The organism is Streptomyces sp. UG1 (assembly GCF_049974585.1).
Lineage (GTDB): Bacteria > Actinomycetota > Actinomycetes > Streptomycetales > Streptomycetaceae > Streptomyces.
This window is the reverse complement of sequence record NZ_JBNGGG010000032.1, coordinates 37,335-51,130: the sequence shown is the minus strand read 5'-3', so window position 1 is coordinate 51,130 and position 13,796 is coordinate 37,335. Positions and strand designations below refer to the sequence as shown.

11 protein-coding genes are annotated in these 13,796 nt (G+C 72.1%); 6 read left to right on the top strand and 5 right to left on the bottom strand.

What is annotated here, in order from left to right; translation table 11 throughout:
- Nucleotides 1-7: 7 nt before the first annotated feature.
- On the bottom strand, nt 8-1,291 hold the full coding sequence (locus ACP4J3_RS31915; protein WP_426539595.1) for a helix-turn-helix domain-containing protein: 1,284 nt from the start codon (nt 1,289-1,291) through the stop codon (nt 8-10).
- A 190-nt stretch (nt 1,292-1,481) separates the two neighbouring features.
- Between ACP4J3_RS31915 and ACP4J3_RS31910 the strand changes: the two genes are divergently transcribed.
- Together ACP4J3_RS31910 and ACP4J3_RS31905 are read left to right on the top strand one after the other, a co-directional pair.
- A complete protein-coding gene (locus ACP4J3_RS31910; RefSeq protein ID WP_426539594.1) occupies nt 1,482-2,096 on the top strand; it encodes a hypothetical protein in 615 nt (204 codons plus the stop codon).
- A 587-nt stretch (nt 2,097-2,683) separates the two neighbouring features.
- Nucleotides 2,684-3,178 (top strand): ATP-binding protein, encoded by a 495-nt coding sequence (locus ACP4J3_RS31905; protein WP_426539593.1) that lies wholly within the window; start codon nt 2,684-2,686, stop codon nt 3,176-3,178.
- Nucleotides 3,179-3,259: 81 nt separating this feature from the next.
- Here ACP4J3_RS31905 and ACP4J3_RS31900 read toward each other — a convergent pair whose 3' ends face one another.
- Nucleotides 3,260-4,303: a DUF2637 domain-containing protein gene (locus ACP4J3_RS31900; RefSeq protein WP_426539592.1), complete on the bottom strand. Its 1,044-nt coding sequence runs from the start codon at nt 4,301-4,303 to the stop codon at nt 3,260-3,262.
- Between the two features lie 305 nt (nt 4,304-4,608).
- Nucleotides 4,609-5,460 carry a (2Fe-2S)-binding protein gene (locus ACP4J3_RS31895; RefSeq protein ID WP_426539591.1) on the bottom strand — a complete coding sequence of 284 codons (852 nt, stop codon included), beginning with the start codon at nt 5,458-5,460 and terminating at the stop codon, nt 4,609-4,611.
- Between the two features lie 166 nt (nt 5,461-5,626).
- Here ACP4J3_RS31895 and ACP4J3_RS31890 point away from each other — a divergent pair, with 166 nt between their 5' ends.
- Entirely contained in the window at nt 5,627-6,445 is an 819-nt protein-coding gene (locus ACP4J3_RS31890) for a GntR family transcriptional regulator (RefSeq protein ID WP_426539590.1), read from the top strand.
- Between the two features lie 349 nt (nt 6,446-6,794).
- Here ACP4J3_RS31890 and ACP4J3_RS31885 read toward each other — a convergent pair whose 3' ends face one another.
- Complete coding sequence (locus ACP4J3_RS31885; RefSeq protein WP_426539588.1) at nt 6,795-7,583, bottom strand: hypothetical protein; 789 nt, start codon at nt 7,581-7,583, stop codon at nt 6,795-6,797.
- A 153-nt stretch (nt 7,584-7,736) separates the two neighbouring features.
- On the bottom strand, nt 7,737-9,419 hold the full coding sequence (locus ACP4J3_RS31880; RefSeq protein ID WP_426539586.1) for a PucR family transcriptional regulator: 1,683 nt from the start codon (nt 9,417-9,419) through the stop codon (nt 7,737-7,739).
- Between the two features lie 377 nt (nt 9,420-9,796).
- Here ACP4J3_RS31880 and ACP4J3_RS31875 point away from each other — a divergent pair, with 377 nt between their 5' ends.
- Genes ACP4J3_RS31875 through ACP4J3_RS31865 form a run of 3 tightly spaced genes read left to right on the top strand, consistent with a single transcriptional unit; the run spans nt 9,797 to nt 13,676 of the window.
- The gene (locus ACP4J3_RS31875; RefSeq protein ID WP_426539585.1) at nt 9,797-10,690 is read left to right on the top strand and encodes an FAD binding domain-containing protein; all 894 of its coding nucleotides are present in this window, start codon (nt 9,797-9,799) and stop codon (nt 10,688-10,690) included.
- Nucleotides 10,690-11,274 carry a (2Fe-2S)-binding protein gene (locus ACP4J3_RS31870; RefSeq protein ID WP_426539584.1) on the top strand — a complete coding sequence of 195 codons (585 nt, stop codon included), beginning with the start codon at nt 10,690-10,692 and terminating at the stop codon, nt 11,272-11,274. The genes ACP4J3_RS31875 and ACP4J3_RS31870 overlap by 1 nt, the downstream gene beginning before the upstream one ends.
- A 5-nt stretch (nt 11,275-11,279) precedes the next feature.
- The gene (locus ACP4J3_RS31865; RefSeq protein ID WP_426539583.1) at nt 11,280-13,676 is read left to right on the top strand and encodes a xanthine dehydrogenase family protein molybdopterin-binding subunit; all 2,397 of its coding nucleotides are present in this window, start codon (nt 11,280-11,282) and stop codon (nt 13,674-13,676) included.
- Nucleotides 13,677-13,796: the final 120 nt, after the last annotated feature.

The following is a 13,796-nucleotide window of genomic DNA, read 5'->3' as shown; positions in this document are numbered from 1 at the left end:
CAACCCCCTAGTCCCGCGACGGCACCCAGGCGCGGGCCGACGTGTCGTACGCGTAGTTCGGCAGCCCTTTGATGCTCGACGTACGGAACGGGCGGCCGTGGTCGTCGATGCGGAGTGTGCCGGTGCGGCCCTGGGACGACCAGTCCAGTTCCAGGTACCAGCGGCAGTCGCAGGTCTGGGTCCGCGCGTCGACCAGCAGCACCTCCGGGTCCTCGGCGGACACCCGGTACGGCAGCCGCATCGCGGGGATGGTGACGCCGGTGTCGTTGCCGTCGACCGGGCGGGCGATGGGCCGGTCCTTGTCCAGGGCGACGTCGAAGTAGCGGGGCGTCAGCGCTCCGCCGCACCCGTTGTCCATGGCGTAGGTGGTGCCCGCCATTGGCGCCGAACGGCCGACGACGCGTACGCGCAGCGCCTCCAGGACGACGGCCGTGGACGTCCGGCCCTGCACCGTGATCTCCACCATCGTCTGCTGCCCGTGCACGGCGTTCTGCGTCGCCGCCCAGGTCGCCGCGTCCTGCGGGGCCGGGGGCGGGGGCACCTGCCGCGGGGGCTTGGCGATGACGTAGTCGTGGCCGCAGCCGGCCTGCCAGACATGGGAGTCGGCGCTCCAGGTGAGGGGCAGGCCGGCCGGGGACTGCTGCGGGCCGGCTTCCTCGGAGTGCCCGCCGGCGGTGGCGGTGGGCGTCGCCGACGACTTCTTCGACGCGCCGGCCGAGGGCGAGGGGGTGGTGGGGGAGGGGCTGGGGGATCCGGTCGACTTCGGGCGCGGGGTGCCGGTGCCCGGCGCGGTCGTACGGGGCGGATCGGCGGCCTCGACGGAGTCGCTCGACCGGGGGCGGTCGTCGCCCGGCAGGGCGGAGAGGCTGCCGAGGGTGGCGAGGAGTGCGGTCGCCACGGCCGCGGAGACGAGGAGGCGTCGGCGGCGGTACCAGGGGCGGCGGGGAGGTCCGGGCGGTGGGGGCTCCTCGGCCGCTTCCCCGGCCGAGTCGTCCGTCGGCGGAGCGGCGGCCTCAGTCGCCGTACGCGGACGCTGTCGTGCCGCCACCGCCAGGATCCACCGGTGGTGCAGTTCCAGTCGCTCCGGTGGCGTCGCCCCGCACAGGGCGGCGAAGCGCTCCACGGGGGCGAAGTCGAGGGGGACCGCGTCACCGGCGCAGTAGCGGTGCAGCGTGGAGGTGTTCATGTTCAGGCGCCGGGCGAGCTGACCGTAGCTGCGGTCGGTGCGTTCCTTCAGGTGCCTGAGTAACGCCGCGAACTCCTGGACGTCGTCGTCCTGTGCTTCCGACACTGTTCTCCCGTGTCCTCCCCGTCCCGGGACGGCATCCCAGGCACTCCATATACCTGCACGTCACAAGGGCTGGGATGGTTCCACCGTCGCGGATCGGGCGACGGCGCTTGCCGCCGCCCGCTGTGACGGCTGATGCTCGAGCCACTTCCGACGCTTCACGCATTTTCCTGTCATCCACGGGGGGACATCCATGCCCAAGCGCATCCGAGCCGGCACGCTCACCGCACTCGCCGTCGTCGGCCTCACCGCGGGCACCGCACTGTGCGCCGCGCCGGCCGGCGCCACGACCAAGGCGCCCGCGCCGAAGTTCCTCGCGGCGTCCGAACTCCCGCCGCACCCCTCCGGCTGGACCGCCGGCAAGGTCACCGACGGCGTCCCGGACGAGATGCGGTACTGCTTCGGCGTAACGCTGCTCGGCTACGACTCCCGCCACCGCACCTTCCGCACCGAACTCGACACCGGTGCCCAGCAGCTCACCGTCGTCGTCGGCGACAGCCGCAAGGCCAAGGCCCTCGCCACCCGTCTCGACAGGGAGGTCAGGCGCTGCGTCGCGCGCATGGACGCGGACCCGGAGATCGAGGCCGACCACCGGCGCTACGGCAGCCTGCCGGTCGAGGAGGGCGCCCGCGTCCACGGCTTCGCGACCCGTGCCTCGTGGGGCGCCATGGACGTCCACCTCGTCTCCGTCGGCCGGGACGGCGGCACCGTCACCGTCGTGCAGTGGGGGCAGATGGGCGACTTCACGCACGCGCCGGTGAAGGCCTTCAAGAAGACGACCACGACCGCGGTCCACAAGCTCCACTGACCGACACGCCACCCACCAGCGGGGCCGCCCTCCCGGACGGGGGTCGGGCGGGCGGCCCCGCACCCATGAGATCCGGCCAGTTTCCCGGTGCGCGGGAAACTGGCCGAAGGCGTGTCGTCGCCTCGCCTCGGGACATGTGGGTGTCCGCCGCGCGTACGACCCCAACCGCCCCACCACTTCGTCGAGTACGGCCGGATCGGCAGTGCGGAGTCGGCAGACGGTCCGATGCGCCGCGGTCAGGCCGCCGGTGGGGGAGTCGACCCGATGCGGTGCGGGAGCGCACCGGACGGCCCTCCGGCTCCGGCATCGGATGTACCGCCTTGCCTCACCCCGCCCGAGCGGGCCACGCTCCCGGAATCCGGGCCGTGGCCGGTGGCCGACACGCCCGGTCACCGCGTATCGCGGCCCGCGGGCGGCCGACGGATGACGTTCCAGGGTTCAGCCACCCCGCGCGGAATGCCCCAACCATGGCCGAACACCTGGTCGTTGACGATTCGACATGACTGCCGAGGGTCCGACCGGGAAATGGTTCCCGTGAACGTGTTCGAGCCAGGAGGGGAACCGACATCGGCACGCGGGCGGGGGTCATGAAGAGGCAGGCGCGAGGAGGCGGTCCCATAGCGATCGGGGCCTCCTCGGTGGAGACAGTGGAGGACAGGGACGGGGACGGGGCCGCGAGCGGCGGGGAACACGCACAGCCGCCTCAGCTCAGCCGCAGACTGGGGCGGGCGGACCTGCGGGCCGTGCCGGAGGCGCGCAGGGCGCTGCGCGAGCTGCTGCGGCACTGGGGCAGGCCAGGACGATCGGACGTGGCCGAGCTGTTGACCAGCGAGCTCGTCACCAACGCGCTGGTGCACACCGACCGGGACGCCGTCCTGACGGCGACCGTCGGACCGGGCGGGCTCCGGGTGGAGGTGCGGGACTTCATGGCCCGGCTGCCCAGACCACGCGTGCCGAACGCCGACGACGCCACCAACGGCCGGGGTCTGCTCCTCGTCCAGTCCCTCGCGGACGCCTGGGGCGTGCGCGCGCACGGGGTGGGCAAGGCGGTGTGGTTCGAACTCGACGCGGACGCCGCGTGACGACACGGGATCGACGCCATCGACGGGAAGGGCGCGACCCGAGTCCCGGATCGCGCCCTTCCCGCCGATTGAGGGATGTGCTCAGCCGAACTGCTGCTCAAGATCCTTGAGCTTGCGCTCCAGTGAGTCGAGTCGGGGCAGCGCCATTGTGTCGTCCTCCGAAGTGAGGTCGACGGTGACCGGCTCAGAACCGGTGCGTACGGGCTGCAACGACGGACGCGTACGTACGGGCAACTGTTCCGGCGTAGATATGGCAGGCTCCGCGGTCACTGGGGCCGAGGCGCGCTCCAGGGTGGCCTGCGTCTCGACGTGCCGCCCGCCGCCGCGGCCGATGAAGCCGCGGTGACCCCGGCTGATCGCCTTCAACTGCGCCCGCTCCATGCGCTGCTGATCGCGGCGGCGCAGTCGGCTCTCGTCCTTCTGCCGCTTGTCCTCGCGGACCTCGTCGACGGCCTCGTCCAGGCTGCGCACGCCCTCCAGGAGCATCAGCGACCAGGCCTTGTAGGTCTCGCGGGGCGCCCGCAGCCAGCGGACGATGCGGATCTGCGGCAGGGGTCTCGGCACCAGCCCCTGCTCGCGCAGCGCGGCCCGGCGGGTCTGCTTCAGCGCCCGGTCGAACAGCACCGCCGCGGACAGGGACATGCCCGCGAAGAAGTGCGGGGCGCCGTCGTGGCCGATGCCCCTGGGCGCGTGCACCCAGTTGAACCAGGCCGCGGCGAAGGCGAACGTCCACACGAGTATCCGGGAGCCGAGCGCCGCGTCGCCGTGGCTGGCCTCCCGCACGGCGAGCACGGAGCAGAACATGGCCGCGCCGTCGAGGCCGAACGGCACGAGGTACTGCCAGCCGTTGGTCAGGCCGAGGTTCTGCTCACCGAAGCCGACCAGGCCATGGAAGGAGAGTGCCGCGGCCACCGCCGCACAGCAGAACAGCAGGACATAGGAGACGGTGCCGTAGACGGCCTCCTTGCGCCTACGGCGCTCCTCGCTGCGCTCCCACGAGTCGTCCGCGCTCGTGTCCTTCCTCGCGGTCTTCCCGCGCCGGAGCACCGCTATCGCCGCCAGCAGGCCCAGGAGCAGGACGGCGCCCGGAAGCAGCCAGTTCAGCGATATGTCGGTCAATCTCATCTGGGGTCCCTTGCATTGGGATAGGGCGTAACGCCCGCCATAGTGGCCCAATCCCACCGGCCCTCAGGGGGTTTCGGGGCAAGAGGCCGCCAAGGAAGTGCGAGGGGGGTGACCAGGGCAGCATTCTGCTCGAACTGCCGCTTGAGGGGCGGGAGTTGAGTTCGAGCAAGACTACCCGTACGGGTGGTTCCACGGAAAGTTCCTGCGCGTAGTGAGGAAATTGTGAAACGGCTGTAACCATAACGGGTGTCGCGCTCGCGGGTGATCTTACGGCACGACGAGTTACGGCCATGCCTGAGGGTGCCTCAACCGGCGGCGGCCACAAGCTTGGTGACCCGGTCCGCGTCGCAGGTGCGCGGGCAGGTGGCGCAGGTGTCCTCGGGGCGCAGTGTGTAGAACATGCAGCAACTGGCCCGGTCCCGGGTGGGCAGTGACTCGCCGTTCGGGCCGGTCAGCTCGCGGAAGGCGGCCGATCCGACGTACGGCTTCGTCGCGCCCGGCAGCAGCAGTTCCAGCTCGCGCCGCGCCCGGTCCTGCTCGCCGTCGCCGAAGAGGTGGGCGACGTACCACAGCCCCTCGACGACCTCGTCGGTCGCCATGCCCCACAGCGCGCGCCCGCGTCGCCGCATGCGCGGGCCGAAGCCGGCCAGGACGGGTTGAAGGTGCTCGGCGACGGCGGTGCGCACCTCGGCGCGCAGGGCCTCCTCGTCGGGGACGACCCTGGCGCCGGGCAGGATGGCCGCCGGGTCGTCGGGGAGGCAGGCGAAGGTGGTGGGACGGGCCGCCAGGCGGCCTATCGCGAGTCCGGGGACCGTGCGGTCGTAGGAGACATGCGTCACGGGGAGGCGCGGGACGCGGCGGAGCAGGAACCAGGGCACGGTGATCAGCAGGCAGGCGGGCCAGGCGTAGCGGTGCAGGCCGAAGCTTGCGACGACATCGGGGCGGGCGCGCTGTCCGTAGTCGCGCAGTATCTGGGTGTCGTCCCAGGCCAGGAAGGTGTCGAGGCCGGTGGCACCGTCCGCGAGCTCGGCCGCGGTGATCCAGCCACCGTGCCGGGGCACCGGCCGACCGGCGGTCGGCTGGGTGATCTCGAGCCCCGGGAAGACCTCGGTGAGACGGGCGTAGGCGTCTGCGAGGGCCGAAGGGGGCACGGACATGGAGACCGCCGATCCGTGAGGCTTTAAAGGTAAGCCTTACCTTACCCAAGATCGGTCGCAGTTTGAACTGTCGCGTTCTGCGCCTATGGTGCTTGACGGCTGAGTAACAACCCGCCGTAATGACCCCGTAATGACCCCAAGTACTGACACATCCCGAGGAGGACCCGTGAAGCAGGGCGCGCAGGGCTCCGCGGTGACGGGGAATCCACCGGGCGCTGGAGCCCCCGAGGTCCGTACGGACGCGCCGCGGGTGCCGGTGCAGGGTCGGGGCGCCGGGGTACGACAGGCCCAGGGCGACCCGGTGGCCTCGGCCCGCGGTGAGCACACGCACAGCGAGCCGCCGATGCCGCGCCCGCTCGTGCAGCGGGCCTCGGTGCGCGGGCAGATCCTGGACGCCCTGCGTACGGCGCTGGTCTCCGGTGAGCTGACGCCCGGGGCGGTCTACTCGGCGCCCGCGCTCGGCGAGCGGTTCGGGGTCTCGGCGACGCCGGTGCGCGAGGCGATGCAGCAGCTCGCCCTGGAGGGCGCGGTCGAGGTCGTGCCGAATCGGGGGTTCCGGGTGGTCGAGCGCGGGGCCCGGGAGCTGGCGGAGCTGGCCGAGGTGCGGGCGCTGATCGAGGTGCCGGTGATGCTGCGGCTCGCGCGTACGGTCGCCGCCGAACGGTGGGTGGAACTACGGCCGTTGGCGGAGGCGACGGTGCGTGCGGCGGCCACGGGCTGCCGGGCGACGTACGCGGAATCGGACCGCGCCTTCCATCGCGCCGTGCTCTCCCTGTGCGGCAACGAACAACTGGTCCAGGTCGCCGACGACCTCCACCGCCGGGCCCAGTGGCCCCTGGTGAGCCCCGTCCGCCCGTCCGGCCGGGGAAACGCGACCCTGCTCGCGGACGCGGCCGAACACGCGGCCCTGCTGGACGCGCTGATCGCCAGGGACCTGGATGCGGTGCGCTCCCTGGCGGGAGAGCACTTCGCAGGCGCACGCTGAACACCGAACACCAGTCGGTACCTCTCACCCGGTCCGACGTTTGAGCACGCGATACCGCCGCCCCAATCTCCCGCCCGCCTGGAGGGGGCTGTGCCTGCTGACGGCGGTGCGCAGCTCTCAGCCGGTCCTGCGTTTGAGGATGCGATGAGCCGTCCCATTCCCCCGCCCACCCGGAGAGGGCTGTACCTGGCGACGGCGGTGCGCAGTTCTCAGCCCGTCCGGCGTTTGAGGACGAGGCCGTTCAGGCCGATGGGGGTCCAGGGGGCGTAGCCCCCTGGCGGGGTGGAAGGGGCGGAGCCCCTTCAGGATGGGACGGGTAGGGGCGGCGGGGGCGAGGAAGCGCCGTACGTTACGCCGTCGCCGCACCCGCAGCCGGCGGAATAGGGGCCAGCTGTCGCGACAGCCACGTCGGCACGCCGCCCAGGAGCCGGAACAGCCGGCGCGCCTCCTCACGCAGCCGGGACGCCTCCGGCTCGGACTCCGCGTCCGCCAGGGACGCCAGCGCCGGAGCCGTGCCCACCAGATAGCCCAGTTCCTCCCGGATACGCAGCGACTCCGCGAAACCGTGCCGCGCCTCCGCCAACTCACCGTCACGCAGGGCCAGCCCGGCCAGATGGCGCCACGTGAAGGAGAGCAGCAGCGGGTCGGCGTGCGCCGTGGCCCCCGCGTGGGCCCGGCGGTAGGCGGCACGGGCGGCTTGCGGCGAGCGGGCCAGGTTCTCCGCCAGCAGTCCCCGGCGGAAGTCCAGCAGCGCCCTGCCCGCCGCCCCCGGAGGAATCAGGGCCGCCGCCCTGCCCAGCGCCGCCCGCGCCTCGTCCGCCCGGTCGCGCACCGAGTGCAGCGTCGCCGCGTACGCAAGTTGCCCGCGTTCACAAGCGGCCGCGCCCCGCTCGTCGTCACTGTGCGCGAGCGCCTCGGCCGTACGCAGCGCGTCCTCGGCCTCCTGCCAGCCCTGCTCGGTGTAGAGACAGCGCTCCACCAGCAGCGACGCCCGCTGCAGCGCGGCCGGCGCGGTCACCGGCTGGAGCAGGGCCGCCGCGTCCGCCCAGCAGGCGCGTGAGCGCAGCCGCCATACCGCGGTCTGGAGTGGATCGTCACCAGCGGTCGTTCCGTTACCAGACATGGCGGTATGCGCCACCTTGCCCTCCCCGAGCACGCCATCGAGCTGTTGAGTGGTGGCGGCATCTCAGCACGAATCGCCGGGCCCGGCCAAGAGGGTGGGTGAAGGATTTCACAAAGTCGTGGGACAGTGACGGCACTTGGTGCCATCCACTCGGGGTCCCGCGTGAGGTCAACTCATCCGCAATGCCAAGAAGAAATCCAGCTTGTCCTCCAGGCGCGAGAGGTCCCGACTCGTCAACTGCTCGATCCTGCCCACGCGGTAGCGCAGTGTGTTGACGTGCAGGTGGAGACGGGTCGCACAGCGGGTCCAGGAGCCGTCGCAGTCCAGGAAGGCCTCGAGGGTGGGGATCAGCTCGGCGCGGTGGCGGCGGTCGTAGTCGCGCAGCGGGTCGAGGAGGCGGGCCGTGAAGGCCCTGCGCACGTCGTCCGGGACGAACGGCAGCAGGAGCACGTGGGAGGCCAGCTCCTGGTGGCCCGCCGCGCAGACCCGGCCCGGGCGCGCCGCCGCCACCCGGCGGGCGTGGCGGGCCTCCTCCAGGGCGCCGCGCAGGCCCTCCGCCGAGTGCACCGCCGCGCTGACCCCGAGCGTGACCCGGCCGTCGCCGTCCAGGCCCGCGGCGAGCGGGTCGCGCACCGAGTCGAGGAGGGCGTCCGCGAGGATGCCGGCCTCCGAGCCGTCGTGCTCCGAGGACACCGCGGGGAGCGGCACCAGGGCGATCGCCTCGTCGCCCGTGTGGGCCACGGCGATGCGGTCGGACGGCTCGGGCCCCGTCGCCACCGGGTCCACCAGGATCTCCTCCAGGAGGGACTGCGCGATCGGACCCGCCTCGATGCCGCCGTCCCCGCCGTCCTCCCACTCGACCCGCGCGACCACCACCTGCCAGTGCGGAGCCGCCCCGAGCCCCGGCAGCAGGACCGGTGCCGCCACCCGCAGGCGCGCGGCGATCTCCGCGGGCGCCGCGCCCGTCTGGACCAGCTCCAGGACCTCCTGCGCGAGGCGGCGGCGGACCGTGCGCGCCGCGTCCCGGCGGTCCCGTTCGACCGCGATGAGCTGGGTGACGCCCTGGAGGAGGTCGAGCCGCTCCTCCGGCCAGTCGCCCGCGTCCGCCTCCACCGCCAGCAGCCAGTCCGACAGCAGCGTCTCGCGCACATCCCGCGCGCCCTGCGGGGAGCGGCCGCTGCTGCGGATCGGGAAGAGGGAGTACGTGGTGGTGCCGAGGGTCGACCGGTGCGGTCCGCGGCGGCCGGTGCGGGTGGCCGCCAGATGCTCCGCCGCCAGCCTCGCGCACGCCTCGGCGGGCAGCGCCGGGCCTCCGACCTTGGAGCCCGCGATGAGCCGGCCCGTCGGCGACATCACCCACGCCCGCAGGTCCAGGTCCGAGCCGAGCAGATCCAGGACCACGTCCGGGCCGCCGCCCGCCGGGCCCGAGGTCATCATCCGGCGGTGCCGGTCGACCACGGCCGCGAGGTCCCCGGCGCGCTCGCCGCTGACCTGCCGTACGACATGCTCGGTGACCGTCGCGAACGCCACCGACTCGTGCACCGCGAACAGCGGCAGACGGTGCCGGGCGCAGGCCACCACCAGGTCGTCGGGGATGTCGCCCAGCTCGGCCTCACCGGCCGCCAGGGCCGCGACCCCGGCCTGCACGAGGATCCGCACGAAAGGGTCCGAGTCCCCGGCGTTGCGACGCCAGGCCAGCCCGGTGAGCACCAGCTCCCCGCCCGACAGATAGCGGCTGGGGTCCCGGAGGTCGGTGGTCATCACACCGCGCACGGTGCGGTCCAGCTCGTCCTCGCCGCCGAGCAGCTTGAGGCCCAGCGCGTCCGTGTCCAGCAGTGCGCGCAGCCGCATTCTCGTCGCCGCCGTTCCTTGTCTCGAAATCTACGATGAATCTTGAGGGTCCGTGGGTGCGGCCCGGCCGGCGGGCCCGATGAGCGGGCGCCGTGGCGCGGTGCTCGTCGTCTTTCGGACGGTGTCCCAGGTCACAGGGCCGTGCCCGATGTTTCCGGAGAAAGACGTGGAGATTACTGGTGACCTCCTTTCATACGAATCTACAAGATGACCTCCCTGGCCAGCCAACTCCTTCATGGTTTCCGTGACTGACCCCGGTGCGGCAGGGCGCTGTGTACTGACGTCAATGCGCGTTAACAGCACATGAACGAGCCGGGCCCGCCGCACCCGATCTGGCTCAAACCGTACGACCCACGAGACGAAGAAGAGAGCCGGTCATGGACTTCCTTCGCCCCGCCAGTTGGGAGGAGGCGCTCGCCGCGAAGGCCGAGCACCCCACCGCTGTGCCGATTGCGGGTGGCACCGATGTGATGGTCGAGATCAACTTCGACCACCGCCGGCCCGAGTACCTCCTCGACCTGAACCGCGTCGGTGACCTCTACGAGTGGGAGGTCGGCGAGGACAGCGTGCGGCTCGGCGCCTCCGTGCCGTACACCACGATCATGGAGGCCCTGCGCGCCGAGCTGCCGGCCCTGGCCCTCGCCTCGCACACGGTCGCCTCCCCGCAGATCCGCAACCGCGGCGGCGTCGGCGGCAACCTCGGCACCGCCTCCCCGGCCGGCGACGCCCACCCCGCCCTCCTCGCGGCCGGCGCCGAGGTCGAGGCCGAGTCGGCCCAGCGCGGTACCCGCCTCATCCCGATCGACGAGTTCTACACCGGGGTCAAACGCAACGCCCTCGCCCCCGACGAGCTGATCCGGGCCGTGCACATCAAGAAGGCCGACGGGCCGCAGCAGTACTCGAAGGTCGGCACCCGCAACGCCATGGTCATCGCGGTGTGCGCCTTCGGGCTCGCGCTGCACCCCGAGACGCGGACCGTCCGTACCGGCATCGGCTCGGCCGCCCCGACGCCGATCCGGGCCGAGGCCGCCGAGCAGTTCCTGAACGCGGCCCTCGAGGAGGGCGGCTTCTGGGACAACGGCAAGATCATCACCCCGTCGGTCGCCAAGCAGTTCGCCGAGCTGTGCTCGGGCGCCTGCAACCCGATCGACGACGTCCGGGGCACGGCGAGCTACCGCCGGCACGCGGTCGGTGTCATGGCCCGCCGCACCCTGACCTGGACCTGGGAGTCGTACCGCGGCGCCCGCCGCATCACCGAGGGAGCCGCGTAATGCGTGTGAACTTCACCGTCAACGGACGGCCGCAGGAAGCCGACGACGTCTGGGAGGGCGAGAGCCTGCTGTACGTGCTGCGCGAGCGGCTCGGTCTGCCGGGCTCCAAGAACGCCTGTGAGCAGGGCGAGTGCGGGTCCTGCACGGTCCGCCTCGACGGCGTGCCGGTGTGCGCGTGCCTGGTCGCCGCCGGGCAGGTCGAGGGCCGCGAGGTCGTCACCGTCGAGGGCCTGGCGGACTTCGCCAAGCAGCGCGCCGAGGGCGGCGGTTGCGCCACCGGGGCCTGCGGCACGTCGCTGAACGAAGCCCAGCAGTGGGCCGCCAAGGGCCAGGACTCGCAGACCGGCGAGGGCACCGAACTCTCCCCGATCCAGCAGGCGTTCATCGACGCCGGCGCCGTCCAGTGCGGCTTCTGCACCCCGGGTCTGCTGGTCGCCGCCGACGAGATGCTGGAGCGCAACCCGAACCCGACCGACGCGGACATCCGCGAGGCGCTGTCGGGCAACCTGTGCCGCTGCACCGGCTACGAGAAGATCATGGACGCGGTCCGCCTCGCGGCCGCCCGGCAGTCAGAGGCGGTCTGAGCAGCATGCCCACCAACGGCGCTCCCACCAAGATCACCCAGGGTTCCCAGACCAAGGGCGGCATCGGCGAGTCCACCCTCCGCCCGGACGGCACCCTCAAGGTCACCGGCGAGTTCGCGTACTCGTCCGACATGTGGCACGAGGACATGCTCTGGGGGCAGATCCTCCGGTCGACCGTCGCACACGCCGAGATCGTCTCCATCGACACGAGCGAGGCGCTGGCCATGGCGGGCGTGTACGCCGTCATGACGTACGACGACCTGCCGACCGAGGTGAAGAACTACGGCCTGGAGATCCAGGACACCCCCGTCCTGGCCAACGGCAGGGTCCGGCACCACGGTGAGCCGGTCGCCATCGTCGCCGCCGACCACCCGGAGACCGCCCGCCGCGCCGCCGCGAAGATCAAGGTCGACTACCGCGAACTGCCCGTCATCACCGACGAGGCCTCCGCGACCGCCCCCGACGCGATCCTCATCCACGACAACCGCGACGACCACCACGCCGGCCACGTCCCGCACCCGAACATCGTCCACCGCCAGCCGATCCTCCGCGGCGACGCCGCCGAGGCGGCGAAGCGGGCCGACGTCATCGTCAAGGGCGAGTACACCTTCGGCATGCAGGACCAGGCCTTCCTCGGCCCGGAGTCCGGCCTCGCCGTGCCCGACGAGGACGGCGGCGTCCACCTCTACATCGCCACCCAGTGGCTGCACAGCGACCTGCGCCAGATCGCCCCCGTCCTCGGCCTGCCCGAGAGCAAGGTCCGCATGACGCTGGCCGGCGTCGGCGGTGCCTTCGGCGGCCGCGAGGACCTGTCGATGCAGATCCACGCCTGCCTGCTGGCGCTGCGCACCGGCAAGCCGGTCAAGATCGTCTACAACCGCTTCGAGTCCTTCTTCGGGCACGTCCACCGCCACCCCGCCAAGCTGTACTACGAGCACGGCGCCACCAAGGACGGCAAGCTCACCCACGTCAAGTGCCGGATCGTGCTGGACGGCGGCGCGTACGCCTCCGCCTCCCCGGCCGTGGTCGGCAACGCCTCCTCGCTGTCGATCGGCCCGTACGCGGTCGACGACGTCGACATCGAGGCCATCGCCCTCTACACCAACAACCCGCCCTGCGGCGCCATGCGCGGCTTCGGCGCGGTCCAGGCGTGCTTCGCCTACGAGGCGCAGATGGACAAGGTGGCCAAGCAGCTCGGCATGGACCCGGTCGAGTTCCGGCAGCGCAACGCCATGGAGCAGGGGACCATCATGCCGACCGGGCAGCCCGTCGACTCCCCGGCCCCGGTCGCCGAACTCCTGCGCCGCGTCAAGGCGATGCCGATGCCGCCGGAGCGCCAGTGGGAGTCCAGCGAGGGCTCGGACGTACGGCAGCTGCCGGGCGGTCTGTCCAACACCACGCACGGCGAAGGCGTCGTCCGCGGCGTCGGCTACGCGGTCGGCATCAAGAACGTCGGCTTCTCCGAGGGCTTCGACGACTACTCCACCGCCAAGGTGCGCATGGAGGTCATCGGCGGCGAGCCCGTCGCCACCGTGCACACCGCCATGGCGGAGGTCGGCCAGGGCGGCGTCACCGTCCACGCGCAGATCGCCCGCACCGAGCTGGGCGTCGCCCAGGTGACGATCCACCCGGCGGACACGCAGGTGGGCAGCGCCGGTTCGACATCCGCCTCGCGGCAGACGTACGTCACCGGCGGCGCCGTGAAGAACTCCTGCGAGCTGGTCCGCGAGAAGGTCCTTCAGATCGGGCGCCGCAAGTTCGGCTCCTACCACCCGGCTTGGGCGACGGCGGAGCTGCTCCTGGAGGGCGGCAAGGTCGTCACCGACGGCGGCGAAGTCCTCGCCGACCTGGTCGACGTACTCGAAGACGAGAGCGTCGAGGTCGAGGCCGAGTGGCGGCACCGCCCGACCGAGGCCTTCGACCTGCGCACCGGCCAGGGCAACGGCCACGTCCAGTACTCCTTCGCCGCGCACCGCGCCGTCGTCGAGGTCGACACCGAGCTCGGCCTGGTCAAGGTCATCGAGCTGGCCTGCGCCCAGGACGTCGGCAAGGCGCTCAACCCGCTGTCCGTCCTCGGCCAGATCCAGGGCGGCACCCTCCAGGGCATGGGCATCGCGGTGATGGAGGAGATCGTCATCGATCCCGAGACCGCCAAGGTCAGGAACCCGTCCTTCACGGACTACCTGCTCCCGACCATCCTCGACACGCCGATCATCCCCGTCGACGTGCTCGAACTCGCCGACGACCACGCCCCGTACGGGCTCCGTGGCGTCGGCGAGGCCCCCACCCTGTCGTCCACGCCGGCCGTCCTCGCGGCGATCCGGAACGCGACCGGGCTGGAGCTCAACCGCACGCCGGTACGGCCCGAACACCTCACGGGCACGCAACCCTCCGGGGGTTGAACCGGTGAATTTTCCTGGGGGGACTTCGTCCCCCCAGGACCCCCCGAATGTTCGTCTCGGGCCGTCCCCCGGGTCGTGCACCTCCCCAAACCCCGTCGATCGCCGAAGGCAATCCGCGGG

Bases quoted from the DNA above. Each gene is read 5' to 3' on its own strand.
- ACP4J3_RS31905 (WP_426539593.1), top strand. From the start codon at position 2,684: ATGAAGAGGCAGGCGCGAGGAGGCGGTCCCATAGCGATCGGGGCCTCC.
- ACP4J3_RS31910 (WP_426539594.1), top strand. From the start codon at position 1,482: ATGCCCAAGCGCATCCGAGCCGGCACGCTCACCGCACTCGCCGTCGTC.
- ACP4J3_RS31895 (WP_426539591.1), bottom strand. From the start codon at position 5,460: ATGTCCGTGCCCCCTTCGGCCCTCGCAGACGCCTACGCCCGTCTCACC.
- ACP4J3_RS31880 (WP_426539586.1), bottom strand. From the start codon at position 9,419: ATGCGGCTGCGCGCACTGCTGGACACGGACGCGCTGGGCCTCAAGCTG.
- ACP4J3_RS31865 (WP_426539583.1), top strand. From the start codon at position 11,280: ATGCCCACCAACGGCGCTCCCACCAAGATCACCCAGGGTTCCCAGACC.
- ACP4J3_RS31900 (WP_426539592.1), bottom strand. From the start codon at position 4,303: ATGAGATTGACCGACATATCGCTGAACTGGCTGCTTCCGGGCGCCGTC.
- ACP4J3_RS31870 (WP_426539584.1), top strand. From the start codon at position 10,690: ATGCGTGTGAACTTCACCGTCAACGGACGGCCGCAGGAAGCCGACGAC.
- ACP4J3_RS31875 (WP_426539585.1), top strand. From the start codon at position 9,797: ATGGACTTCCTTCGCCCCGCCAGTTGGGAGGAGGCGCTCGCCGCGAAG.